The 24249-nt window shown below is 33.5% G+C and carries 25 protein-coding genes and 1 tRNA gene; 6 read left to right on the forward strand and 20 right to left on the reverse strand.

What is annotated here, in order from left to right; genetic code table 11:
* Positions 1 to 7 precede the first annotated feature (7 nt).
* Entirely contained in the window at positions 8 to 1531 is a 1524-nt protein-coding gene (locus tag N4A45_01625) for a SulP family inorganic anion transporter (GenBank protein MCT4663916.1), read from the reverse strand.
* Positions 1532 to 1686: 155 nt separating this feature from the next.
* On the reverse strand, positions 1687 to 2013 hold the full coding sequence (locus N4A45_01630; GenBank protein MCT4663917.1) for a hypothetical protein: 327 nt from the start codon (positions 2011 to 2013) through the stop codon (positions 1687 to 1689).
* A 402-nt stretch (positions 2014 to 2415) separates the two neighbouring features.
* On the opposite strand from N4A45_01630, the gene N4A45_01635 reads away from it, so the two are divergent.
* The 6 genes from N4A45_01635 (at position 2416) to mnmD (ending at position 7990) form a co-directional block, all read left to right on the forward strand.
* The gene (locus tag N4A45_01635; GenBank protein ID MCT4663918.1) at positions 2416 to 4233 is read left to right on the forward strand and encodes a DUF349 domain-containing protein; all 1818 of its coding nucleotides are present in this window, start codon (positions 2416 to 2418) and stop codon (positions 4231 to 4233) included.
* A gap of 56 nt (positions 4234 to 4289) precedes the next feature.
* Positions 4290 to 4985 carry a C40 family peptidase gene (locus N4A45_01640; GenBank protein ID MCT4663919.1) on the forward strand — a complete coding sequence of 232 codons (696 nt, stop codon included), beginning with the start codon at positions 4290 to 4292 and terminating at the stop codon, positions 4983 to 4985.
* Between the two features lie 24 nt (positions 4986 to 5009).
* Positions 5010 to 6095 (forward strand): glycine cleavage system aminomethyltransferase GcvT, encoded by a 1086-nt coding sequence (gcvT, locus tag N4A45_01645; protein ID MCT4663920.1) that lies wholly within the window; start codon positions 5010 to 5012, stop codon positions 6093 to 6095.
* A gap of 4 nt (positions 6096 to 6099) precedes the next feature.
* The gene (locus N4A45_01650; protein ID MCT4663921.1) at positions 6100 to 6822 is read left to right on the forward strand and encodes a 2-phosphosulfolactate phosphatase; all 723 of its coding nucleotides are present in this window, start codon (positions 6100 to 6102) and stop codon (positions 6820 to 6822) included.
* A 113-nt stretch (positions 6823 to 6935) separates the two neighbouring features.
* Entirely contained in the window at positions 6936 to 7319 is a 384-nt protein-coding gene (locus N4A45_01655) for a VOC family protein (GenBank protein ID MCT4663922.1), read from the forward strand.
* On the forward strand, positions 7319 to 7990 hold the full coding sequence (mnmD, locus tag N4A45_01660; GenBank protein ID MCT4663923.1) for a tRNA (5-methylaminomethyl-2-thiouridine)(34)-methyltransferase MnmD: 672 nt from the start codon (positions 7319 to 7321) through the stop codon (positions 7988 to 7990). The genes N4A45_01655 and mnmD overlap by 1 nt, the downstream gene beginning before the upstream one ends.
* Positions 7991 to 8260: 270 nt before the next feature.
* Here mnmD and N4A45_01665 read toward each other — a convergent pair whose 3' ends face one another.
* The 18 genes from N4A45_01665 to N4A45_01750 all read right to left on the reverse strand — a co-directional run bounded on the left by N4A45_01665 (position 8261) and on the right by N4A45_01750 (position 24205).
* Positions 8261 to 9349: an AAA family ATPase gene (locus N4A45_01665; GenBank protein ID MCT4663924.1), complete on the reverse strand. Its 1089-nt coding sequence runs from the start codon at positions 9347 to 9349 to the stop codon at positions 8261 to 8263.
* Between the two features lie 343 nt (positions 9350 to 9692).
* On the reverse strand, positions 9693 to 10037 hold the full coding sequence (locus tag N4A45_01670; protein ID MCT4663925.1) for a TM2 domain-containing protein: 345 nt from the start codon (positions 10035 to 10037) through the stop codon (positions 9693 to 9695).
* Positions 10038 to 10085: 48 nt separating this feature from the next.
* Positions 10086 to 10832, reverse strand: coding sequence for a tetratricopeptide repeat protein (locus N4A45_01675; GenBank protein MCT4663926.1), 747 nt, complete (start codon positions 10830 to 10832; stop codon positions 10086 to 10088).
* Positions 10829 to 12607, reverse strand: coding sequence for a BatD family protein (locus N4A45_01680; protein ID MCT4663927.1), 1779 nt, complete (start codon positions 12605 to 12607; stop codon positions 10829 to 10831). The genes N4A45_01675 and N4A45_01680 overlap by 4 nt, the downstream gene beginning before the upstream one ends.
* 10 nt (positions 12608 to 12617) lie before the next feature.
* A complete protein-coding gene (locus tag N4A45_01685; GenBank protein ID MCT4663928.1) occupies positions 12618 to 13634 on the reverse strand; it encodes a hypothetical protein in 1017 nt (338 codons plus the stop codon).
* Complete coding sequence (locus tag N4A45_01690) at positions 13631 to 14659, reverse strand: VWA domain-containing protein (protein MCT4663929.1); 1029 nt, start codon at positions 14657 to 14659, stop codon at positions 13631 to 13633. The genes N4A45_01685 and N4A45_01690 overlap by 4 nt, the downstream gene beginning before the upstream one ends.
* Positions 14653 to 15660 carry a VWA domain-containing protein gene (locus N4A45_01695; GenBank protein ID MCT4663930.1) on the reverse strand — a complete coding sequence of 336 codons (1008 nt, stop codon included), beginning with the start codon at positions 15658 to 15660 and terminating at the stop codon, positions 14653 to 14655. The genes N4A45_01690 and N4A45_01695 overlap by 7 nt, the downstream gene beginning before the upstream one ends.
* Positions 15653 to 16585 (reverse strand): hypothetical protein, encoded by a 933-nt coding sequence (locus tag N4A45_01700; GenBank protein MCT4663931.1) that lies wholly within the window; start codon positions 16583 to 16585, stop codon positions 15653 to 15655. The genes N4A45_01695 and N4A45_01700 overlap by 8 nt, the downstream gene beginning before the upstream one ends.
* Before the next feature lie 2 nt (positions 16586 to 16587).
* Complete coding sequence (locus N4A45_01705) at positions 16588 to 17451, reverse strand: DUF58 domain-containing protein (GenBank protein MCT4663932.1); 864 nt, start codon at positions 17449 to 17451, stop codon at positions 16588 to 16590.
* 7 nt (positions 17452 to 17458) lie between these two features.
* The gene (locus tag N4A45_01710; protein MCT4663933.1) at positions 17459 to 18454 is read right to left on the reverse strand and encodes a MoxR family ATPase; all 996 of its coding nucleotides are present in this window, start codon (positions 18452 to 18454) and stop codon (positions 17459 to 17461) included.
* A gap of 206 nt (positions 18455 to 18660) precedes the next feature.
* Entirely contained in the window at positions 18661 to 19524 is an 864-nt protein-coding gene (locus N4A45_01715; protein MCT4663934.1) for a bile acid:sodium symporter family protein, read from the reverse strand.
* Complete coding sequence (locus N4A45_01720) at positions 19521 to 20135, reverse strand: alpha/beta hydrolase (GenBank protein MCT4663935.1); 615 nt, start codon at positions 20133 to 20135, stop codon at positions 19521 to 19523. The genes N4A45_01715 and N4A45_01720 overlap by 4 nt, the downstream gene beginning before the upstream one ends.
* Positions 20136 to 20175: 40 nt before the next feature.
* The gene (gene nth / locus N4A45_01725) at positions 20176 to 20814 is read right to left on the reverse strand and encodes an endonuclease III (GenBank protein ID MCT4663936.1); all 639 of its coding nucleotides are present in this window, start codon (positions 20812 to 20814) and stop codon (positions 20176 to 20178) included.
* Positions 20815 to 20861: 47 nt separating this feature from the next.
* Positions 20862 to 21878: a ferrochelatase gene (gene hemH, locus N4A45_01730; protein ID MCT4663937.1), complete on the reverse strand. Its 1017-nt coding sequence runs from the start codon at positions 21876 to 21878 to the stop codon at positions 20862 to 20864.
* A gap of 6 nt (positions 21879 to 21884) precedes the next feature.
* On the reverse strand, positions 21885 to 22781 hold the full coding sequence (locus N4A45_01735) for a TIGR01777 family oxidoreductase (GenBank protein ID MCT4663938.1): 897 nt from the start codon (positions 22779 to 22781) through the stop codon (positions 21885 to 21887).
* A complete protein-coding gene (locus tag N4A45_01740; protein ID MCT4663939.1) occupies positions 22778 to 23791 on the reverse strand; it encodes a hypothetical protein in 1014 nt (337 codons plus the stop codon). Before N4A45_01740 ends, N4A45_01735 begins: the two co-directional genes overlap by 4 nt.
* Positions 23781 to 24020, reverse strand: a complete 240-nt coding sequence (locus tag N4A45_01745) for a hypothetical protein (protein MCT4663940.1) — start codon at positions 24018 to 24020, stop codon at positions 23781 to 23783. The genes N4A45_01740 and N4A45_01745 overlap by 11 nt, the downstream gene beginning before the upstream one ends.
* Positions 24021 to 24130: 110 nt before the next feature.
* Positions 24131 to 24205: transfer RNA gene (locus tag N4A45_01750), tRNA-His, on the reverse strand.
* Between the last annotated feature and the right edge of the window lie 44 nt (positions 24206 to 24249).

A 24249-nucleotide genomic window follows, 5' to 3' on the forward strand; every position in this document is an offset into this window, starting at 1 on the left:
TTTTTTGTTAATGTTTTACCTCAAAATGGGTGAGGGTTTCAGATGACTTATTGTAGAGGTCAATAAGTTCTACTTCTATATTTCTATAAGAAGCATTTACTTCAAAATCTTCAATGATTTCTATTACGTCATGATGAATAAAGAGCGATTTGCTACCATCGATAATTACTTTACTACTATCAGGGATATTTGTTAAAGACTTTAAGATAGAAGCTTTGTTCAAGAAAGTAACATCTTCAGCTAGAGTAATGGTAATTGTTTCACCTTTTTCACAATTTGTAATTGTGTAAGGTACTTTATAGTTGTTTCTTAATAAAATAAGAATTGAAACAGCAACACCCATTCCTATTCCCATTAATAAGTCTGTTAAAACAATTCCAAGAATGGTGATAATAAATGGTAAAAATTGCTCAAAACCTTCTTTCCATAGCTTGATAAACAGTTGTGGTTTAGCTAATTTATATCCTACGACTAATAGGATAGCAGCCAAAGCACTTAGTGGAATTTTATTGAGTAAATTTGGAATAGCAATTACACTTATTGCTAAGAAAACACCATGAAGAATAGCCGAAAGTTTTGTTTTACCACCAGCTTGTTGGTTCGTAGATGATCTTACAATTACCTGTGTCACAGGAAGACCTCCAATAAGACCTGCTGTAACGTTTCCAATTCCTTGCGCAATCAATTCTCGATTCGTAGGAGTAATACGTTTTTGAGGATCTTGTTTGTCTGATGCTTCCACACACAATAAAGTTTCGATACTCGCAACAATTGCAATTACAAAGGCGGTGAAAATTACATTATAATTAAAAATCTGAGAAAAATCAGGTGTTGTAAAATTACTTTTAAAAGCTTCAAAACTTTCTGGTACAGGTACTTCTACCATGTGTTTTCCTGGGATTGATGCAGCATCTTGCCCTAGAAAATACATCGCTAAAATAATTCCTGCAATAACCGCCATTAGAGGCCCTTGGATAATTTTGGTAAACTTCATTCCTTTCATAAACTTTGTTTCCCAAAGAAGAAGTAAAACCAAACCTACCACAGAAATAGTAAGAATTGTAGGGTTAAGGTGATCAAACATCGTTATAAGCGGTTCAAAAATCCCTTCTCCTTTTCCTGGTTTGTAACCGAATGCCAAAGGAACTTGTTTCAAGAAAATAAGAATTCCAATTCCTGCAAGCATCCCATGAATAACAGAAGATGGAAAGAAATAGGCAATGATTCCAGCTTTGGCTACTCCAAGGATTATTTGAATGATTCCTGCAAGAACCACAGCTACTAAGAAAATTTCGAATCCTCCTAAATCATTGATAGCAGTAAGTACAATAACCGCTAATCCTGCTGCTGGACCACTTACTCCAAGTGGTGAGCCGCTAAAAGCTCCAACGACGATACCTCCAATGATTCCACTAATAAGTCCTGCAAAAAGAGGCGCTCCAGACGCCAAGGCAATCCCTAAACACAAGGGCATTGCTACTAGAAATACCACTATACTAGCTGGTAAATCTGATTGAATATGTTTAAACAATTTGTTTTAGTTTTTTTAGTTAAGATTTTCGTCAACAATCATGTAATAATTAATGTACATCATTGATCGGAATAAAAATTTGGGATAGAGCATTGTCTATCAGTAAAAAGAGTATTTTGATTTTATCTTAGTGATCCAATCAAAAAAAAATAAAACTATATAAAGTCTGGTGGGGGAATCACTATTTGATAAAATAGTTGAGAGTCGTTTTCTTTGTGCTTGGGGAATTTTCTTTCTGAAAAAAAAGATTCAGTAAAAGAATACCCAAAAGGCTCTAAGATTTTGTCTAATTCCTTTTCTAACTCATCACCGTCTTCATGTTCTCCAGATTCTTCAACAGGTTCAGATGTACTGGTGGAATCATCAACGATTTCACAAAACTCTTCCGAAAACTCTAGAATAGGTTTTAACCCTTGTGTTGCTATGGCTAGCAAACAAAGAAGTGTTAACAGTTTTGCGGTATGTGAAAGGAGTTTGTTCAAAAAATATTTAATTTTCTTAGCTAACAAAAATAATGAATATTTTCTGGAAAACGAACTGATGGCTTTCTTGGAAAGAAAGATTAAGCTATTTTAACATGAGTATTTTTCTAAGGGGATGAGTAAAATTTCGCTGTGATTTTATAATCAAGGTTTAATGATGTATAAGCAGGACGCAATCCATAAGAGAACACCTGAAACGCCGTCCTTTATAAATATCAAAGTAAATTTAAGAATGATAATGAATAGCAAACAAAATATGAAATTTAAAAACATATAAACATCTGAATTTTAATCACTTGTTTGTTTTCATGAAGTTAAGGTTAAAAAACATCTAAAGCATCACAATCTACAAGAAATGAAAAATGATTATATTCGTTTCCAATTTTGAAATAAAAAACTTTCATGGAAGAGCAAAATATTCCTGTCGGGCAGATGTCTGAAGATAACAACAATAAAGTTGTGTTGACAAAAGAAGAGAAATTCAACAATTTTGTTGAATCAAACTGGAAAACTCCAGAAGAATTTTCGAATCGAGAAATCCTTGAAGCACTTAGAAAAATGAATTCTGAAGTGGCTTTGTCTTTTCAAAAGCCTATTTATGAAAAGGCTAATAATATTTTATCCGAAAGGATGAACAAGGCTAAAGAAGAAGCTTTTGAAAAATTTGTAGAAGATGGTGGGAAACCTGAGGAATTTAGGTTTCAGGATTTAGATTATCTTTCATACAGAGATCTTTATAAAAACTACAAAAAGCAAAGAGAAACAGAAAGAGCTGCTTTTGAAAAAAATCTTCAAGATAACTTGGCTAAAAAGGAAGCTTTAATTGAGGAACTAAAAACTATTGTAGATAGCGGAGAAAATATCGCTTATGATACTTTTAAAAGAATCAACGAAGACTGGAAAGCTGCAGGTTGGGTTCCCCAAGAAAAATCTGAATATATCTTTAACACTTTTCATCATCATGCAAATCGTTTTTTCGATTTAATGAGTGTAAACAAAGACCTGCGAGATATTGAATTTAAGAGAAATTTGGAGATAAAAACAGCACTTTGTGAAAAAGCCGAAGCTCTTTTAGGAAAAGAAGATATCATTTCTGCAATAAATGAATTGCAAACCCTTCACCAAGAGTGGAAACAGAACAATGGTCCACTAGCAAGAGAGAGTAGAGAAGATATTTGGAATCGTTTTAGTGAAGCTACAAATAAGTTACACGATAAAAGAACAGCATATTACGAGCAACAAAAAGAGCAGTTTGATCTTAATTTCCAAAAGAAATTAGCCATTGTAGAAAAAGTGAAAAATATGGATTATGATGCCATTAGTTCACACCAAAAATGGCAAGATGCTATTAAAGTTTTAAACAGTTTTAGAGAAGAATATAAAACTACAGGAAGGGTTACTCAAGCTCAAAATGACGAAGCATGGGGACTTTTTAAAGAAGCTGTTCAAGAGTTTAATCGCAAGAAAAACAACTACTACAAGGACTTTAAGCAAAAACAAAAAGAGGCACTTGATATTAAATATGATTTACTCAAGAAAGCTGAAGAAATAAAAGATAGCCAAGATTGGCGAGCAACTTCCGAGAAGCTAAAATCTCTTCAAGTTCAATGGAAAAAAACACCAAGGCCACTATTGAAAGAAGCCGATGATGTATGGGGGAAATTCCGTGCCGCTTGTAATCATTTCTTTAATAATATGACCGCTCACTATGATGCCCTAAAAGGAGACATGGTAGAGAATCTTAAAAACAAGGAAACGATTTTAGGAGAATTAGAAAACTTTAGCCTCAATACAGAAAACCCGTCTCAAGAGAATTTCACACTTTTAAAAGACTTCAATAAAAGGTGGAAAGATGCAGGGATGGTTTCAAGAGAAGATCATAAAAGAGTAGAAGGAGTTTTTAGATCTAAAATGGATACACTTTTTAGCCAATTAAGAATGGAAGAAAGTGAGAAGAGAGACATGATGTTTAAAATGAAAATAGACGCTTGGATTCAAGAAGATGATCAAAGAGCTATTTCAAAAGAGCGTCAATTCATCCGTAAAAAAATAGATGGTCTTAATAATGATATTAACAATTTTGAGAGAAATATGGAATGGTTCTCTGGAAAGTCATCTGAAAAGATGAAAAACGATATCCAAAAAAAGATTGATAAAGCCCGCGGGCAAATCAAACAGTACAGACAAAATCTTAAAATGCTCAACGAAATCGCTGAGTAATTCCAAGAGATTATAAGAATGGAAAGGGCATTTTGCCCTTTTTTTTGCAAAGCAATATGAACAAAGACACACAATTTTTTAAAACTACCATTGCTTGTGTACCGATGTATTCGGATCCCAATCATAGAAGTGAAATGACTAATCAGTTAATATTTAATGAAATTGGTCATGTTCTAGAAGAGAAAGACGAATGGGCAAAAGTAAAATCACAGATAGATAAATATGTAGGATGGGTGCTAAAAGAGCAACTACAAATTATCGATCATAAGGACTTTATGAAAATTCAAAGCTTTACAGCGGTAAAAAGAACACATGATTTTCTTACGCCTTTTGGTGCTTTTATTGAAGGGGACACACCTCCTGTGAAGAACCCGAATAAGCTGATTGATAAAGCATTTAGTTTTTTAAATGCTCCTTATCTTTGGGGTGGAAAAACGGTTTTTGGAATCGATTGTTCTGGTTTTGTGCAAATTGTGTATCGTATAGCAGGTTATAGTTTACCAAGAGATGCTTATCAACAGGAAGAGTTTGGAGAAATTATTACCTTTGGAGATCACAAAAAAGGAGATCTTGCTTACTTTGAAAATGAAGAAGGGAAAGTAACCCATGTAGGAATTCTTATTAGTGAAGACCGTATCCTTCATGCTTCTGGAAAAGTGAAGATTGATGCATTTTCTGAAGAAGGAATTTGGAGTGATAATCTCCAAAAACAAACGCATAAACTCAAGTCTATAAAGAGAATTATGCACTAAAAAAATAAGCCTTAAAAAAACAACATGAAAAATACAGCACTTAAAACAACACATGAGGCACTTGGTGCAAAAATGGTGGATTTTGCAGGATATTATATGCCTGTTCAATACCAAGATGGAGTGAAAATAGAGCACGAAACAGTGAGAACGAAAGTAGGAGTTTTTGATGTTTCTCACATGGGTGAATTCCTCCTGAAAGGTGAAAATGCATTGGATTTAATCCAAAAAGTAACCACAAATGATGCTTCTAAGATAGCCATAGGACAAGCTCAGTATACTTGTATGCCTAACGAAGATGGAGGTATTGTGGATGACCTATTGGTTTACCGCCTAGAGGAAAATGAATATATGCTCGTGGTGAATGCCTCAAATATAGAAAAAGATTGGAACTGGATTAGTAAATTCAATGATTTCAATGTGGAAATGACTGATATGTCTGAGGAAATGTCTCTTCTTGCAGTTCAAGGACCATTGGCAACTCAGGTGCTACAAAAACTTACCGAAGCAGATTTAGTTTCTATTAAATATTATCGTTTTTCTACCCAAAAATTTGCGGGGAAAGAAAATGTAATTCTTTCAGCTACAGGATACACAGGTGCAGGAGGTTTTGAAGTATATTTTAGAAACGAAGATGCCGAGGATATTTGGAATGCCATTTTTGAGGCGGGGAAAGAAGAAGGAATTAAGCCTATCGGACTGGCAGCTAGAGATACTTTGAGACTCGAAATGGGATTTTGTCTTTACGGAAATGATATAGATGATACAACTTCTCCTTTGGAAGCAGGACTAGGATGGATTACGAAGTTTACAAAGGATTTCGTGAATTCAGAGAATATAAAAAGACAAAAAGAAGAAGGAATTACGAAGAAATTAGTAGGATTTGAATTACTAGATCGAGGAATTCCAAGAAAAGATTACGAAATTGTGGATGCAGAAGGAAACTCAATAGGACGTGTAACATCTGGTACGATGTCGCCTTCGTTAAACAAAGCCATCGGACTAGGATATGTTACAAAAGAATTTTCGAAAGTAGATTCTGAAATCTTTATCCAAGTAAGAAAAAAAGCGCTTAAAGCGGTTGTTCGTAAACTTCCTTTTTACTCAAAATAAATTTATGACAAACATTCAAATTTGTTTCTCGCCCGAATTATTTCCATTATTCTCAGATAGAAAAAGCATTGTAGTAGTGGTAGATGTTTTAAGGGCAACTACCACCATGTGTCATGCATTAGATGGCTGCGTAGAAAAACTTTTTCCTGTAGCTACCGTTGCCGAAGCAATGAACAAAAAAGACGAACTCAATGGTTCTGCTATTTATGCCGCTGAAAGAGATGGGAAAATTGTAAAAGGATTTGACTACGGAAATTCTCCTCAACCCTTTTTAGGTAAGGAGTTTAAGACCCAAAACATGGTGCTTACTACCACCAATGGTACGCGTATGATTAATATGGCAAAAAATGATCATGAAGTCATCATAGGTTCATTTAGTAATATAACGGCAATAACTAATTACCTGAAAGATAGAAAGGAAGATGTGATCATCTGCTGTTCTGGTTGGAAAGGTAAATTTTGTATAGAAGACACACTTTTTGCAGGTGCATTGGCAAAAAACTTATTAGAATCAAAAGAATTTGAACATAATTGTGACAGTGTTTTATCTTCTGTTGCTTTGTATAACGATGCTGAAAGTGATTTGTATGGATACCTGGAAACTTCTTCACATAGAAAAAGATTAAAAGACCTTTCAATAGAAGAAGATGTGAAAATATGCGTTTCAAAAGATTTAACAAATGTAGTTCCAGTACTTAAAGGAGCTTATTTGGTGAATGGGAATTAGAACAATTATTTTCATTAAAAAATGAGCATAAAATAGAACCTTTTCTTGTTTAAGAAAGGGTTTTTTATTCCCCCAATATTTCCGTAAATTAGACACAATCAAAAGAAAAAAAGATGGCAAAAATAACTGGAATAGGAGGGGTGTTTTTTGTAGCTGAAGATCAAGCTAAATTAAAGGCTTGGTATAGAGATATTTTAGGAATACCTGTGAATGATTTTGGACATATGTTTCGTTGCGAAGATTCAGATGAATTTTGTATGCTACAATGGAGCATCTTTGAAAAAGAGACCAATTATTTAGAACCTTCTACAAAGAAAATGATGATCAATTATCGAGTAGATAATTTAGAAGAATTTATTGAAGAAATTAAGGCAAAAGGAGTAGAGCCCGTAGATGATATGTCTGTTTATCCTTATGGGAAATTTGTTCATTATATGGATCCTGAAGGAAATAAGATAGAACTATGGGAGCCAAAAAATCCTGAGACTTTAGACTAATGAAAATAGAAACGATAACCACAGAGGATGGCTCTAGTTCATTTTTTGTTCCAGCCTTGGATGAAACCTATCATTCTGTACATGGAGCATGGAATGAAAGCTACCATGTTTTTATTAAAAATGGTTTTCACATAGTGCAAGAAACCACTCTGTCTATATTAGAAATAGGTTTTGGGACAGGGCTTAATGCTTTGCAGACTTCTTTAGAAGCACAGAAAAATCAAATTCCAGTGTCTTTTACAACTTTAGAAAACTTTCCGATTCCAAAAGAATGGGTTGCTCAACTAAATTATGACCAAAAAGCCCAAGAATTTTACCAGTCAGAAAAGACCTATTTCCAAGAACTACATAATGCAAAATGGAATGAAACAGAAAATATTCATTCATTTTTTAAGCTTCAGAAAATAGAAGAAACAGTTCAAAATTGGCAAGTAATAGAAAAACATTTCAACTTGATTTATTTTGATGCTTTTGCGCCTAATAAACAAGAAGAAATGTGGACAGAGGAAATCTTTCAAAAAATGTTTGACAGCCTAAAAAATGGAGGTTTACTCACTACCTATTGTGCAAAAGGAAGCGTAAAAAGGATGCTCAAGTCTGTAGGTTTTCGTATCAAAAATGTACCAGGTCCTCCAGGAAAAAGAGAAATGACTTTGGCTTTTAAGGACTGAATTGGAAACAGATATTATAGACCATTTATGGTGTTAATTTACTCACTGGTATAATGCCCGATACATTGCTGAAATTCATTTATGAATGTAGTGATATTGTGAGTGTTTTTAGTAAGTAACAAGTATTTATCAAATAAACTTCAAAAGAATGTTGAATCCAATTGTTTGAATCCTTCTTTTGAAGTTTATTTGGTTAACATACAATATCTAGTGTGAATTTTCACACAAATGTGAAGATTGAATTCCAATTAGAAGAAACAGGATGTTTTATTATTTATTGAAACCAACTAAGTTTTTTTTCTCACCAGTAAAATCCTTCTCTTGCGTATAAAATATTTCTGCAAGGGTCATTGCTTTACCTTGTTTTTTACTCCCAATATTATTTAAAAGTGCATCAGTTTTTTCAATAGATAATTTTTGAAAATCGTAATAAGCAATCATTCTTCCTTTTCTAAGAAGTGCTTTGTCTATTTTATCTATATCTGTATTAAAAGTACAAATAATCTTAAGACTAAGATAATCACTGAATAGCCCATCAGTAAGTTGAAGAATAGTAGAAACTACAGAGTTTTCGGGATTATTTTCCCTAGACATAATCACTTTTTCTGCATCTTCAATTATTAAAATAGAATCTTTTTGACTAATCAAGAAATTTATAAAGCTTGGGTTAAGGAGGTCTTTCACAAATTCATTTTGAACAAAAATGAATTTTTTTGTATCAAATTGATTCACCAAATTTTTTATATAAGATGTTTTACCTGTTCCAGGAAGTCCATGTAAAAGAATTAACCCAGCTTTTTCTTCATCGATAGATTTAGAGATTATTTGGTCTATCTCACTAAAATTATCATTAAACATTGTGTTTATATCTAGAGATAGGGGCTGAGTTTCTATTTCTTCTGTAAAGAAACCATGTTCATTTTTAGAAAGCACTTTAAAACTGGCTTGTTTCATTTCATGGAATTCTTTTTGAATAGTAGTGATTTTTTCTAAAAACCACTTTTCTGAGGCTATATTTTGGGCATCATACCACATTTCTGTCGTTAATCTAGAATTATCATGATTGATATAAATGACTTCTGATTTTATTTCATTTACAAAAAGATAGTGATCTTTTGGTTTTTCAGATGAAAAATCTTCTATTTTCCATTCTTTTGATACCAGCTTATATTCTTCAGAAAGGTTGAGTATTTCTAATGTTCGTTCTATATTTTCTTTTTTACATTTTAAATTGATACTAAAACGCATTCTAGAAGATACTTTGTTGAAAATATAAGGATAATACATTCCTTTTTCTAATTCTGAATATCCTTGAAAACATGCTAAAAGGTTTTCTTTTTGATTAGATTTCAATGTCATTTTTGTGGTTTTGTATATTAAAGTGATGAAAAAAAGATTTATTCAATCACAAATTTTCGAAAATCTCGAATGATAAAATAGCTAATGGAAGGTAGAACGATAAAAATGAAGGGATTGATTTCCCATGCATTTTGAAAATTACCCTGCAAAAGCTCTAAAAAAGCAGAGGTCATACCACAACCCATGCATTTTTGATCCCAAAGAGACGTCCAGATACAGGGCGGGAAAATGTCAAAATCAAAGAAAAAATAGCATATAATAGCCGAAAATAAATAGAAAAATGCCAAGCTAAAAATCCAGTTTTTCTTTGCATATTGGTAGGCAAATAAAGTTACCAAACGAACTAGTTGTATTTAATTGGGTTCCCTTTTGAATCGGTATAGCCTCCTGTTGCAATAATAATTAAATCAACCAGAGTCCAAATACCGCATCCTCCTAATGTAAGAAGTTGTAGAACACCTATTCCTGTGTGTCCAGAATAGAATCTATGTACACCAAAAGAGCCTAGAAAAAAGCAGAGTAAGAGCGTGGTGAGCCAGCGAGAATCATCTCCTTGCTGAGGACGACTTTCTTTTTGAAAACTGCGTTTTTTTTCCTCTGTACTATATGAGGCACCACAAGAAGTGCAAAATTGCTCATTTGGCATTTTAAGCTTTCCGCATTTTGGACAATAATTGGTATTTTGCATATTTACTTTTTGTGTTTTTTGATCCCCATTTTTGGATGCGATCAAATATTATATCTTTCGGTACTTTTTCTTTTCTGCCCAGCCTGTTACCCCATCTTTTAGTTTTATTTGGATATAATCAGTATTTTCATCCACTTTTTGAATTTTGATTCCTTCATGTAGAATAAAAAGGTCTTTTCCTGTACTTTGTGGTGCGGTCTTTATATAAGAATTTGGTTCTACAAGAACCCATTCCTCCTTATTGTAGTGGTTTGATAAGAGTGTGAAAATAAGAAATATAACAGAGGATAATAAGCTCAAAGTTCCTAAACCAAAAAGTCGTTTTCTTGTTTTAGAATCTTGAGAAATTTGGAAAAAAATCACAGAAAGAAGAAAAACAAAACCGAAAACAATCAATTGAATAGACCAATTTCGAAGAGATTGAACATTCGAAATTCCTTTTAAGAATCTCACAATCCCTATTTCTGGAATCGCCTCTATTTTATCTACGGTAGATTTTTGAGTAATTTTAAGGTTTTGAATAGCATCATCAAAATTGGGGTTTAATTTCAATGCTTTCTCGTAATACAAAATGGCATATCCTACATTTTGATTTTGATAGAAGCAATTTCCCAAATTATAATATAGTTCTGGTGATTCAACTCCCAAAGACTCTATTTTTTGATAAGCTTCTAATGCCTCCAAATACTTTTCTGCTTGGTAGGCTTTGTTTGCTTGGGAAAACAATTCTTCTGGCGAATTTGCCATCATAAATTGACCAAGCGTAAGGATGAATAGAAAGATTATTTTTTTCATAGTTGATCCTCAATTTTTTCTATAATACTTGTTGCTTTTTCCAGTAGTGGTGCTTTCTCTTGTTCGTTAAGCATCCCGTAGTTTGCCATTAAGCAAGTTTCTATCACTTTATGAACGTCTTCAATCACCATAGATTCTATTCCAGATTCTTTTAGTTTTTCCTGAATTGTATCATTATTGGTTTCTGAGGCATTTAGGTTAAATTTATCTTGAAAATATCCATAAACAGAATCTAAAAGAACTTGATAATAAGTTGCAGAATCGTTGTTTTTTAAAGCTTCTTGAGCTTTTGATAACCGTTTCTTTGCCACAGATTTTGCTTTTTTATTTCTTTGTCCTACTTCGTCAATGGTTCTATTTTTTATTTTTTTATACAAAATATAGAAAATCAAAGCCAAAATAAACGGAAGATCTAATAGGATCCAAAATAAAGTAGTCCCAAAAAACTTGCTTTTAGGTGTTTCGAAAGAAGTATTTTCTTTGATGTATAAAATTCCTTCACCCAAGATATTTACTTCTTGTTTGTTTACAGAATTGAGTCCACCATTAGACTTGTTTTGATGAGAAACATTTCCTGACGATGTAGCAGAGGCTTGTCCGCCCACTTTGATATTAAATATTTGTTCTCCAATAGAAATATACTGCTTCTTTTTTGGACTGAAATAACTAAAGCCTTCTACTTTGAGTTTGTAAGTCCCTGGGTTGTGAGGAATCAAGATATATTGGTTTTCTTTCTGTCCTTTCATTCCCCCCATATTTACAGATATTTTGTCATTGTTTTTGGGATCAAAGGCTTCTATATCAGATGGAAAACTGATCTTAGGAAGTTTAAAGAGCTTCATATTCCCTTTTCCTTTAAGGGTTTGTACAAAGCTGATTGTCTCATTGGTGTTTACACTATCTTTAGAAAGCGAATGATTGATTTTAAATTCCCCCACGGCACCCGAGAAATTTTTCGGCTGACCCATAGGAAGTGCTTGTACATTGATATTTAATCTCCCACTAGAGCATTTATAATTATGAGGTGTTTCTTCTGTATTTCCAAAAAAATCTCTTCTACCAGTTGGAATCCCGATCTGTAAATCAGTTGTAAAAGGTTCAACAGTAAGATTTCCCACTTCTTGTGGAACCACCAAGTATTGTCCTAAGGTCACTACATAATATTTTACTCCGTCTAAAGTTTCTACTTTTCTAGAGAGTTTTTTTATGAAATTTTGTGTCCAAAATCCTTTAAATGTCGGTCTTTGAGAAAAGTCATTCAAGGATAAATTATAACGACTGTATAATTTATAGGTTACCTGAAAACTTTCACCAAGGTAAGGTTTTCGGTTGCTGATAAGCGTTTTTATAAATACACGCTCTTTTATTTGTTGGTTTAGGCTCTTGGTTTCCTCAGAAATACCTCCAACGTTTACGATTATTCTCTCACTTTTTACGAGTTTTCCATCAATTTTTGCACTAGCAGTAGGAATTTGTATTTTTCCTTTTTTTTGAGCCTGTACAACGTATTGAAGTGTGGTTTTAGAGGAGTAAGCACCGTTAATGATACTCATATTGGTTCCTCTCATTGGGCCTTGAATGGCTCTAAAGTGATGAAAATTATCTATTTTTAAGTCAGAAGTCTTACCTTCCACTTCGTAGGTGACTGAAATTCTTTCATCTATTCCAAAATTTTTCTTAGAAACAGAGGTCTGAATTTTTTGTGCCATTAACCAAAAAGGTAAAAGCATCATCATTCCTAAAAGAGTATATTTTTTATTCAAAAATCTCATCATAACTGTAAAACTACCAATCTTTTTCCGTTTGTTTCTTTTTTCCTTTAAGCAGTTTCGCTTTTATTTTCTTTTGTGTCTTTTCTTCTTCTCTATCGATAGACTCTAATAAGCGTAAAGCGGTATTTTCAGACATTCCTTCTTCCATTTCTTGTGGGTCTCCAGCGTCTTGAGCACCCTCTTGATTCTCTTCGGGAGCATCTGCGTCATTATCTCCTTCGTTTTCGGGTTTCTCTTTTTCTTCATCGCCCTCATCATTTCCTTTTTCTGAGTCTTTGTTTTTTTCATCTGAATCTTCACCTTGTTCAGGTTTTTCCTCTTTTTCAGAAGGTTTTTCTTGTTCGTCAGATTTTTGATCATCTTCCTTTTCAGAATCTCCTTTTTGATCTTCAGATTGGTCTTTATCGTCCTTATTTTGGTCGGAGTTTCCTTCTTGATCCTTTTTTTCGTCTTTATTTTTGTTATCTCCTTCTTGTTTTCCGTCTTTGTTTTGTTGGTCTTTGTTATTTCCGTCTCCTTGATCTTCTTTGTTTTCTTGATTTTTATTTTGATCCTTATTGTTTTGATCTTGGTTATCTTGATCTTGTTGAGGAGGTTGGTTTTTCATCATCATTTTTAAAAACCAATAGTTATGTCTTGCCAATTCGTTTTTAGGATGATGTCTTAAAGCTTGTTTAAAATGTTCTAAGGCTTGTTTTTGATCTTCTTTTACCACGCAAATACCAGAATTTAATTCACAAAGTGATTTCAAAGCTTTGTTTTCTGATTTTTTTGCAATCACTTGAAATTCTTTTTTGGCTTCCTTTGTTTTTTCTTGTAAAAGTAATGAAAGAGCCATATTATATCGGTTTGTATCAAAGTCCAGTAAGGCAATAGACTGGCGAAATTTGAGTTCTGCTTCCACAAAATTGGAATCTATAAAAGCTTCGTTTCCTGCTCTTGCCAAAATCCGTTCTTGGTGAGGTCTTTCTTGTGCCCAAGTGGTTGTTATGGACAGCAAAACGAATAATATTTTTAGTATTTTATTCATATTTTTAAGTTTCGAATCCATTGAGTTTTTCCGTTTCCGATAAACATTTGTAAAAACAAGAAGATGAGGGCAAAAATAATAAACCATTGAAATTGGTCTTCATAATCTTCAAACATTTCTATTTCTGCTTCTCCTTTTTCCATAACTAAAAGAGCTTCTTTTATCTGCTCAATTGTTTGCTTGGTTTGGTTTCCATCTTGATAAATTCCACCTGTTTTATCGGCAATATCCTTTAGGAAATTTGTGTTAAGTTTTGTAATAACAATTTCATCATCTTGATCTTTTTTATAAGAACTCACTTCGCCATTGTTATTCCTTAGCGGTATAGGAGCCCCATTAACAGTCCCAAGTCCTATGGTGTGAATAATAATTCCTTTTTCTTGTGCTTTTTTTGCAAAAGAAGTGGAACTATTTTCATGGTCTTCACCATCTGAAAGCATAATGATGCAGCGATTCTTTTTATCTTCTGCATTTTCAAAATACCCATAAGCCATTTCTAGTGCCGATTTTACATCGGTTCCATAAGAAGGGACAATGTCTGTATTGACATTTTTTAAGAACATTTTAGCAGCCGAATAGTCTGTAGTAAGTGGTAATTGAGGATAAGATCGACCTGCATAAACAACAATTCCCGTTCTATCCGATACAAATTCATCAAAGAATTTTGAGACTAGAGATTTCGATTTTTCTATTCTACTAGGTTTTGTATCCTCTGCAAGCATAGATTTGGAAACATCCATCACAAATACAATATCAACTCCTTCTCTGGTGATTTTTTTGAGTTTAGATCCAATTTTTAGATTGACCAAAGAGAAGGTTAAGGCGATAAATACCAGGGAGAAAAGGATAAAATGTATCCAAGGTTTTCTATTTGAAATCCCTAGATTGAGTTTTTCCCATAATCGAGGCTCAGCAATTTTGCTGATAGTCTTTTTTCGCCACCAATTAAAATAAATAAATAGGATAATGAGTGGGATGATGGCAAGAATTAGCCAAAAGTATTTTTCTTCTTCAAAGTTTAACATTTGGCAATAGATTTTAAAAATACATAGGTCAATAATCTATCGAATACAAGAAGGAATAAGGCTATTGTCACATATTTTCTATAGAATTCTGTGTAGTTTTTATATTTCAATTCTTGTACTTCTGTTTTTTCAAGTTTTTCTATCTCTTTGTAAATTTCTTTGAGTTTTTTATTGTTTTTGGCTCTAAAAAACTTCCCAGAGGTAGTAGTTGCAATGTTTTTTAAAAGTTTTACATCTACTTTTGAGTTGATTTTTTGAATTTGTCTTCCCAAAAACGGATGATTATATGGGTAGGGAACTTCTCCTTTTCTTCCCACGGCAATGGTGTATACTTTGATGCCGAATTTTGCGGCCATTTCGGCGGCAGTCATAGGTGAAATAAGTCCAGCAGTATTCTCTCCATCGGTTAAAAGGATGATTACCTTAGATTCTGCCTTGCTGTCTTTGAGTCTAGATACGGCAGTAGCTAATCCCATTCCTATAGCTGTTCCATCTTCTAGTAAACCAAAATCAATGTCCTTAATGAGGTTTTTTACAATTTTATAATCTGTTGTAATAGGACATTGTGTAAAACTCTCTGCTGCGTAAATGACCAAGCCAATTCGGTCATTTTTTCTACCATCTACAAAATCAATAGCAATTTCTTTAGAGGCTTCTAATCTATTTGGCTTAAAATCTAATGCTTTCATGGAGGTAGAAACGTCCATTGTGAGTACAATATCTATTCCTTCTTTGCTAATAGTTTCCACACTTTCGTCCACTCCACGAGGTCTTGCTAAGGCTATAACTAGTAAAGCAAAAGCACTCATTTTTAGAAGAGGAGAGAGGTAAGGTAAAAAGTTTAATAAATGACCTTTGGAACCCATAAAAGTGGTGGCAGAATGCTTTACTTTTGGTTGCTTTTTTCTTTGAATAAAAACGAGATATAGAATATAAAGCGGTAACAAAAGTAAGAGGTAAAAAGCCTCGGGATTTTCAAAAAAATAATTGCTATTATTCATTTTCAGACTCCTCCTTTATATGTTCTTCTTGTTTTGTAATGGCAATAAAGTCTTTAAGTTCTTTAAAAAATTTCTCATGTAAATGTTCTTCAGGAATCGCTTTCGCAAATTTTACCAAGTCTGAGGTTCTTAAAAATTGTTCTAATTCTTTGAGTGAGTCAGATTGGTAAACTAAAGATTTTAAATCATCCATTATTTCATCGGTGGTAGATTCCAAAGCAAGAATATTATATCTATTTTCAAGGTATCTACGGATAATTTCAGATAATTCTGAATAATATTTTTTGTAAGCACCTTTGTCAATGAATCTTTTGGATCTGAACTCTTCCAGTTCTCCATAGGCAATAATATGGGCTGGTGTAATAATTTTAATAGCTTTTTGCTTTTTTCTATACCTTGTAACAATCCATAAAAATAAAAGTGTTAGAAGTATAACCGCAATTACAATTCCTAATCCCCAATAGAAATAGAACATCCATTCGGCATGTAGATAAGGAATTTTTATGGGACTGAGATCTGCATACAGTTGTGCATTCGTAGAATCTATTTTTACACCCAAAACTTGTAAATGATGTTGTTGAGTAAGAATACTATCTGTATGCAAAGTGAAAATAGCAGAAGGAATTTCTACTAGTCCTGTATCAAAATAACTTAAGATATAGGTTTTTTCAACTGAAAGTGGGGCTAGTTTTGTGGTATCAAGAGGTAAGCTTTCGATAATTTCTAAAGCACCAATACTATCCTTGAAATTTGGCCACTTCAAAGATTTTATTTCACCAACAGCACCTATTTTATAAGCAATTTGATCACCCACTAACATGGTATCGGCGGAAATCACTGAACCAATCTTAAATGATTGAGCAAAAATTTTATTGGGTATCAAGAATGATAATAAACCCATAAAAAGAAACCATTTTTTACTCATTATTATCTATTTTTAAAAAACATTAATAATTTTTTCACGTAAGAATCTTGGGTAGAAACATCAAGGAAAGATGCACCACTTTTTGTAAAAACTTCTTCAAAATAGGCTTTGTTTTTTTGGAACTGAGCTTCGTATTTTATCCGATTTTTTTTAGAACTGGTGTTCATCCATTTTCCTTTTTTGGTTTCGAGATCAAACCATTCTATAAAACCTAAATTGGGCATTTTTTCCTCCAAAGTATCCCAAACTCTCACCCCTGTGAAATCATATTTTTTAGAGGCAATTTGTACTTCTTTTTGATAATTAGTGTCAATAAAATCTGAAATCAAAAAAGTGATATTTTGCTTTTTCATTACTCCAAAAAGAAAGGAAAGTGCCTGAGAAATATTGGTTTTTTCCTGTTTTGGTTCAAATTCTATCAATTCTCGGATGATTCTTAAAATATGACTTCTTCCTTTTTTGGGTGGAATAAATTTTTCAATTTGGTCACTAAAAAGAAGTAAGCCCACTTTGTCATTGTTTTGCATAGCAGAAAATGCCAAAACAGCACAAAACTCGGTAATAAGTTCTCTTTTTTCTAAATTTCTACTTCCAAAATGTCCTGAAGAAGAAATATCAACCACTAACATCATGGTAAGCTCTCGCTCTTCCTCAAAAACTTTGAGATAGGGCTCGTTGAGCTTCGCCGTAACATTCCAGTCAATATCCCGAACGTCATCACCAGGTTCATATTTTCTTACTTCAGAAAAAGACATTCCTTTTCCTTTAAAAGAACTATGATATTCTCCCGAAAATAACTGATTTGTCAGACGGCGGGTTTTGATTTCTACTCTACGTACTTTTTTAAGAATTTCCGTTGTATCCATTCCCATACTATGGCACTTCAACTGCGTTCAGGATTTCCAAAATAATGTCCTCGCTAGTGATATTTTCGGCTTCAGCCTCATAAGTCACCCCAATTCTATGACGAAGAACATCTTTACAAACGGCTCTCACATCCTCTGGAATTACAAATCCTCTTCGCTTGATAAAAGCATAAACTCTGGCTGCCATCATCAAATTGATCGAACCCCTTGGAGAAGCTCCAAAACTAATTAAAGGCTTAAATTTCTCAAGTTTATATTTCTCTGGATAACGAGTTGCAAAGATGATATCGAGCACATATTTCTCAATTTTTTCATCTACATATACTTGTTTTACAGATTCACGAGCTCTAAGAATGTCTTCAATACTTACTACAGGTTGTACTTGATAGTTCATGGCTCCACTAATGGAGTTTCTCATGATCACTCTTTCATCCTCTAGTGAAGGATAATCTATGACTGTTTTAAGCATAAAACGATCCATTTGTGCTTCGGGTAAAGGATAAGTACCTTCTTGTTCTACGGGGTTTTGTGTTGCTAAAACTAGGAAAGGTTCTTCGAGTTTAAAACTTTCATCTCCAATAGTTACCTGTTTTTCTGCCATGGCTTCTAGCAAAGCTGATTGAACTTTTGCTGGGGCACGGTTAATTTCGTCAGCAAGGACAAAGTTTGAGAAAATGGGTCCTTTTTTGATATTAAAATCCCCTTCTTTGATATTGTAAATCAAAGTACCGATAACATCAGAAGGAAGTAAATCTGGAGTAAACTGAACTCTTTGGAAATCCGCCTTTATTGCTTGTGAAAGCGTTTTAATTGCCAAAGTTTTTGCTAAACCTGGAACTCCTTCTAAGAGAATATGGCCAGAACCTAAAAGACCAATCAGAAGTCTTTCTACCATATCTTTTTGACCAACTATTACCTTGTTGACCTCCATTGTTAGTACATCAATAAATGCACTATCTTCTTTTATTTTTTCGTTGATTGCTTGAATATCTACTGAATTCATAAAGCCAAATTAATTAATCAAATTTTGAGTAACACAAACTTAAAAAAAAGTATTTTTTTTAGAAATCCTTTCGAATTAATAATTGTTAATAGAATGTGAATTTATCTAGGAATTTATCTATTTGAGTCCTGAATAGCTTTTGAGGTGCGTTAAATTGGTGTTTTTTATGAAAAGGTTTTACTTTTTTTTATAAAATGATCTATGGATTACGATGATTTCTTTTTCCAATACCCAAATCCGAAAGTGGTAAAGAATGAAAAAAGCGCAAAAACCAAAGCCGGTTTAGTCATTTCAGCACTTTTTAGCAACGTTCCTGCAATCAGGATGGCAAGTGCCGTGTTTTGTAAGCCAACTTCAATCGAAATGGTTATTCTATTCACTTTTCCTACACGAAACCATTTTCCAAAAATATCACTTACAAACATTGAAACCACATTGAGTGCTAGAGCATAGGGGAGAATTTGTAAAATATCCTCCGTACTGATGTCTGTACCGCCATGTTCTTTTCCTGCTAAAAATTTAATTAGAAAAACAGCGGCTAATAGTGCTGTGTTGACCCATTTTAGAGATTTTTCAATTCTTTTTGCAAAATAACTTTTATAATGTCGAACGGTCATCCCAAGGATGGATGGCAAAACAACGATGAGCAATACTTGAATTACGTTTTGGAGAATAGAAAAATCATGGTAAGTCTCATTGGGATAAAAAATATCATAACCCAAAGCCGTAAACAAGGGAATGGTGATTAAAATCAGAAAACTATTGATAGAAGTAAGAGCGACAGAAAGAGCCGTATTCGCATGAAGAATATAGGAAATAAAATTTGACGTAGTACCTCCTGGGCATATTGAAACCAAAACAATTCCTAGTTTAAAAGCAGGCGAAATGGGAGCAAACCAAGCGATAGTGAAGGCGAAAATGGGAAGAAAAATCATTTGTAAACTCAAACCCAAATACAATGACTTCCGATGTTCAAAGAGTTTTTTAAATTCCACAAATCGAATACTCATCCCTATGCCGAACATCATGAGAGCAAGAACTAGTGAAATAAAAAAATCTATTGTTGTCATAAATTCATAATTTGTTTGGCATATTCTGCCAAAGCCTTTGGTTCTAGCTTATGTACACCTTCATATTTGTGGAATTGATAAGCAAAACGGTGTTCTTTCAACTCCTCCAACCAATTTGCCACTTTTTGGTCTGGATAAAATTCATCTTGATCTCCAAACCAAAGGTTTATTGCGCTATTTTTAGTGAGTTTTTCATAAGTTTTCCAAGAAATATCTTCGGCTTGTCTGCCTCCCCAAAGCGTGAGGGAGCTTGCTTGAATTCTTTCCTGAGCTACCCATCGACTAATAGTTTGCGCACCTTGTGAAAACCCCAGTAAATGTAATTCAATTCCTTGAGTTTTTATCTCAATTTCTTGAAGAATTTTATTGAGAAATTCATGATTTTCTTTTATATCAGTTTCTCTTTTTTCTTTAGTCATCCAACTTGCCCCAACACGACCTCCAAACCCTTTTAGATAAAAACGGTGAAGTGCTTCTGGACAAAGAATACAAATGTCCTTATGAGCGATTACTTCAAGCCATTTTCCAAAATATTCGACAAGTTGACCATAGCCATGACATACAAGAAGAACTTTTTTCGTTTTTTGGTCTAAAGTCCCGATTTGTTTCACAAATCCTTTTTTCTGAAGGGAAATATCCAATACTTTTTTTTTAGTCTTTAAACAATGATTTTCTTCCGTATTTAGAACAAATAGGGCACTCTGTAGGTTGATGTCCACGGGCTTTGCAATATTCTCTTCCGAAAAAAATGATTTGTAAATGCAGTTTATTCCAATATTCTTTAGAGAATAACGCTTTGAGGTCTTTCTCTGTTTTTTCCACAGATTTCCCTGTACTCAATTTCCAACGATAAGCAAGTCTATGAATATGTGTATCAACTGGAAAAGCAGGTTCTCCAAAAGCTTGACTCACCACAACCGAAGCTGTTTTATGTCCCACACCTGGTAGTTCTTCCAATAATTCCATAGATTCAGGATCGTCTCCTTGGTATTTATCAATAAGAATTTCAGAAAGCTGATAAATTGCCTTAGATTTTCTTGGCGAAAGCCCACACGGACGTATTATTTCCTTTATTCTCTCTACGTCCATTTTTACCATATCAAACGGGTTATCAGCCTCAGCAAAAAGCAGTGGAGTTATTTTGTTGACCCTTTCATCGGTACATTGAGCAGAAAGTAAAACGGCAATCAATAAAGTGTATTCGTCTTTATGATCTAGCGGAACTGGAGTTTCAGGATATAAATCTTCCAATATCAATCGGATATCCTCTGCAATTTCTTTTTTGGTCATTTTTTTAAAAAATTAGTGTGAAGGTTTAGTTAGTTAATAACGATCCACTAAGCCTCAAGCCATTCATTAGACCATTTAGACAGGAGTTTTGCCCAGTCATCGTCATCATTCAAACAGGGGATGGTGTGAAAACTTTCCCCACCAGCATGAAGAAACTCTTCTTTTCCTTCCATTCCTATTTCTTCAATAGTTTCTAGACAATCGGCTACAAAAGCAGGAGTAACTACGGCTAATTTTTTCACTTTTTCGTGAGGAAGGTCTTCAAATCTATCTGCCGTATAGGGTTGTAACCAAGGATCTCTACCAAGTCTAGACTGGAAAGAATCGCTATAAAAATCTTTATCGAAATTGAGGTTTTTTGCCACTAGTTTTGTCGTTTCAAAACACTGGTGACGATAGCAGGTTTTATGTGCTTCGGATGGCGTATTACAACACGATCCATCTATTTTACAATGACTTTCTGTAGGGTCAGTTTTGTAAATATGTCTTTCTGGAATACCATGATAAGAGAATAATAAGTGTTCTGCATCTGTTTTTTCTAAAGCTTTTTGAATACTTTCTGACAAAACATTAATATATTCCGTATTGTTATAAAAAGGAGGAACGAAATCCATTCGTATCTCTGGAAAATGCATTTTTTGAATTTCTTGAGCCTTAACAATAACCGTTTCTGTTGTTGCCATGGCATACTGTGGATAGAGCGGTATTGCTAATATTTCTGAAACACCTTGATCTTTGAGTTTTTGGATTCCATTTTTAATGGATGGGTTTCCATATCGCATAGCCATTTCCACAGGTGCTTTTACCTGATTTTGGATCTTGTTCTTTAAGTTTTCAGTATGAATAATGAGTGGTGAACCATCATTTGTCCATACTTTTTGATAGGCTTCTGCCGATTTTTTTGGTCGGGTATTAAGGATAATTCCTCTAACTAAAATTGTTCTCCAAAATTTGGAAATATCAATCACTCTTTCGTCCATCAAAAATTCATCGAGATAACGTTTTACGTCTTTTTTGTTGGGACTATCAGGCGATCCTAAGTTGATAATGAGTATTCCTTTCATCTGTTGTTATAAAATATCTTTTAATGCTTGAGTGATTTCTGGAAATTGAAATTCAAATCCAGCATCCATCAAAGCTTTTGGTTGTGCATTAATGCTATCGGTGAGTAATTGGCTTTTTTCTCCCATGGTCCATCTAATTATTTGGGTGGGAATAGCAGGCATGATCTGTTTTTTCTTTACGGCTTTCTCAAAAGCATGGATAAGGTCTTGTTGGGAATTCGAATTCGGACTACAAATATTATAAGTTGTTCCTTCCTCAGACTCTAAATTGATTAAAAATCTGACAATTCTGACAAAGTCTTTATAATGAACCCAAGGGACATATTGATTTCCAGATCCTACTGGAGAAAGTAAATTAAAACGAGCCATTTTGTATTGCATTCTTACAAATTCATTATCAGGATGCAGTACTGGGCTGATTCTTAGTATATCAGTTTTGATTCCCAAATTGGTAATTTTTTGAGCTTCTTTTTCCCAAGAGACACAAAGTTTTTCTAAAAAACCTTCACCCGCAGGATATTCTTCAGCAATCAAGGTATCTCCTTGATTTCCGTAGATACTTATACCGGCTGCTTGAATAAAATGTTTTACTTGATGATTGGGATGATCTTTGAGTCTTTGGAATAACAATCGGGTAGGGGCAATTCTACTTTTTAGCAGTTCTTTTTTGTATTCCTTTGTCCATTTTTTGTTGAGATTGGCACCCGATAGATTGATGATAATATCTGTTTTTTCCAAAATCTCATCGGGAAATTTATTCAGATAAGGATCCCAAGCAATATCAGATTCTAGTTGAGGGTTTCTAGTAAGAATATTTACTTGATATCTTTTGGCTTTTAGGTGGGTAGCGATCAATCCACCCAGTAAACCACTTCCTCCGGCTATTAAAACTGATTTTGTCATAGTTGAATACAAGAAAAATAAGGTTCAAAAAGTGATTTTATATCACTATCTTCAGCCTTTTGAGTTAAGTTTTTACTAAGGTGAAATTCGAATTTATTTCCACCAAAAGAGAGAAGAATTTTACTCCATTTTTTGTCAAATAGTGTTTTTTTAGAGGTTTTTGAATCAATCAAAAATCTCGCAATGAGCTTTTGGTTTTCACCAGAATAATCTACTGCTGCTGTTTGTGGAATTCCATAAAAAGGAAACTGAAAAGTTTTTTTCTTCTTATTGACAATCATTAAGTTTGCGTCATTTTTCACAATCAAAGGTTGATTTTTTCCAGAGAGAATTAAATGCAAATCAATTTCAAAAAAATACTGATTTGCTTCTCTAATTAACCTGAGTTTGATTGTTCCTTTTTGATCGTTCTTTTCTTTTTCGTTCCAATAAATTGTATGATTTTTTGATGCCAAAATAGTGTCTCTTTCCACTGGGTCTATATGGTGAATTTTCCAATTACAACCACTCATTATATCCTTTGCCCATGGGTAATTATGGCGTTTTGGCGGAACGATATTATTAGGATTCCAAGCTTCTTTTTGACTGGGTAGTTCTTCTGTGATCAAGGTATCCACCTCTGAAGCTTTTTTATCAAAGACTTTGTCTAGTTTTTTGGCATGAAGAATATCACTTCCAATAGATTCTGTGAAACTTGTGTCTGCATCTGTACTAGACTGCATTCCCATTCTTATGGCATATTCTTGTTCTTTTCTTTTTTTATAAACTTCTTTATTGTAAGACTTTAGTTCTTTTTTTATGTTCTTTTTCTGCTCTTTTATATTCTTTTTTAAGGCTTTAAGTTCTGTTTTTGTCAGATCCATTTTATCGATATCTTTTGATAATTTTTTCTTATCAATTACTTTGATACCGATATCATTTATCAAGACATATTCCTTCAGGTCTATGCTTTGTTGGGCATAAGAAAAGTAAGAAAAAAGTAAGCTGAAAAGGAGTAGTTTAATGCGCATCAATCAAGGATTTTCTGTTGAGAAACATTTCATTAAAGAGATCATGAGCTTTATCATAAAAAGTCTCATTGAGTGCAGACTTCATATCGCCACTATTTTCAAATAAATCTTTAGAGAATTTATAAGATTGAGCCATGGGACCAGCCTCAAGTTGAATAACCCAATTCATTTCGGTACTAAAAAGGGTTACTGTAAAAACAGGATGAGGAATAATTTCTACAACACGCATATTTTGCTTTTTACACAAAGATAATAAGATGCAATTAATTATTGATTTCTTTTGCTTGATTTCGGGCACAAAAAAACCATCCTCAGTTTCCTGAGAATGGTTCAACTTTTGGGAGGAAGACGGGGCTCGAACCCGCGACATTCGGAACCACAATCCGATGCTCTACCAGCTGAGCTACAACCTCCATTTGTCTTTGCGTGGGCAAATATACAGCATTTTATTTGTAATA

The sequence above is a fragment of the Flavobacteriales bacterium genome (assembly GCA_025210805.1).
Lineage (GTDB): Bacteria > Bacteroidota > Bacteroidia > Flavobacteriales > CAJXXR01 > JAOAQX01.

Bases quoted from the DNA above. Each gene is read 5' to 3' on its own strand.
- N4A45_01685 (MCT4663928.1), bottom strand. From the start codon at position 13,634: ATGAATAAAATACTAAAAATATTATTCGTTTTGCTGTCCATAACAACC.
- N4A45_01665 (MCT4663924.1), bottom strand. From the start codon at position 9,349: ATGACATTGAAATCTAATCAAAAAGAAAACCTTTTAGCATGTTTTCAA.
- gcvT (MCT4663920.1), top strand. From the start codon at position 5,010: ATGAAAAATACAGCACTTAAAACAACACATGAGGCACTTGGTGCAAAA.
- hemH (MCT4663937.1), bottom strand. From the start codon at position 21,878: ATGAAAGGAATACTCATTATCAACTTAGGATCGCCTGATAGTCCCAAC.
- mnmD (MCT4663923.1), top strand. From the start codon at position 7,319: ATGAAAATAGAAACGATAACCACAGAGGATGGCTCTAGTTCATTTTTT.
- N4A45_01640 (MCT4663919.1), top strand. From the start codon at position 4,290: ATGAACAAAGACACACAATTTTTTAAAACTACCATTGCTTGTGTACCG.
- N4A45_01675 (MCT4663926.1), bottom strand. From the start codon at position 10,832: ATGAAAAAAATAATCTTTCTATTCATCCTTACGCTTGGTCAATTTATG.
- N4A45_01710 (MCT4663933.1), bottom strand. From the start codon at position 18,454: ATGAATTCAGTAGATATTCAAGCAATCAACGAAAAAATAAAAGAAGAT.
- N4A45_01700 (MCT4663931.1), bottom strand. From the start codon at position 16,585: ATGAGTAAAAAATGGTTTCTTTTTATGGGTTTATTATCATTCTTGATA.
- N4A45_01690 (MCT4663929.1), bottom strand. From the start codon at position 14,659: ATGTTAAACTTTGAAGAAGAAAAATACTTTTGGCTAATTCTTGCCATC.
- N4A45_01740 (MCT4663939.1), bottom strand. From the start codon at position 23,791: ATGCGCATTAAACTACTCCTTTTCAGCTTACTTTTTTCTTACTTTTCT.
- N4A45_01705 (MCT4663932.1), bottom strand. From the start codon at position 17,451: ATGGATACAACGGAAATTCTTAAAAAAGTACGTAGAGTAGAAATCAAA.
- N4A45_01735 (MCT4663938.1), bottom strand. From the start codon at position 22,781: ATGACAAAATCAGTTTTAATAGCCGGAGGAAGTGGTTTACTGGGTGGA.
- N4A45_01695 (MCT4663930.1), bottom strand. From the start codon at position 15,660: ATGAATAATAGCAATTATTTTTTTGAAAATCCCGAGGCTTTTTACCTC.
- N4A45_01680 (MCT4663927.1), bottom strand. From the start codon at position 12,607: ATGATGAGATTTTTGAATAAAAAATATACTCTTTTAGGAATGATGATG.
- N4A45_01670 (MCT4663925.1), bottom strand. From the start codon at position 10,037: ATGCAAAATACCAATTATTGTCCAAAATGCGGAAAGCTTAAAATGCCA.
- nth (MCT4663936.1), bottom strand. From the start codon at position 20,814: ATGACCAAAAAAGAAATTGCAGAGGATATCCGATTGATATTGGAAGAT.
- N4A45_01745 (MCT4663940.1), bottom strand. From the start codon at position 24,020: ATGCGTGTTGTAGAAATTATTCCTCATCCTGTTTTTACAGTAACCCTT.
- N4A45_01715 (MCT4663934.1), bottom strand. From the start codon at position 19,524: ATGACAACAATAGATTTTTTTATTTCACTAGTTCTTGCTCTCATGATG.
- N4A45_01635 (MCT4663918.1), top strand. From the start codon at position 2,416: ATGGAAGAGCAAAATATTCCTGTCGGGCAGATGTCTGAAGATAACAAC.
- N4A45_01650 (MCT4663921.1), top strand. From the start codon at position 6,100: ATGACAAACATTCAAATTTGTTTCTCGCCCGAATTATTTCCATTATTC.
- N4A45_01655 (MCT4663922.1), top strand. From the start codon at position 6,936: ATGGCAAAAATAACTGGAATAGGAGGGGTGTTTTTTGTAGCTGAAGAT.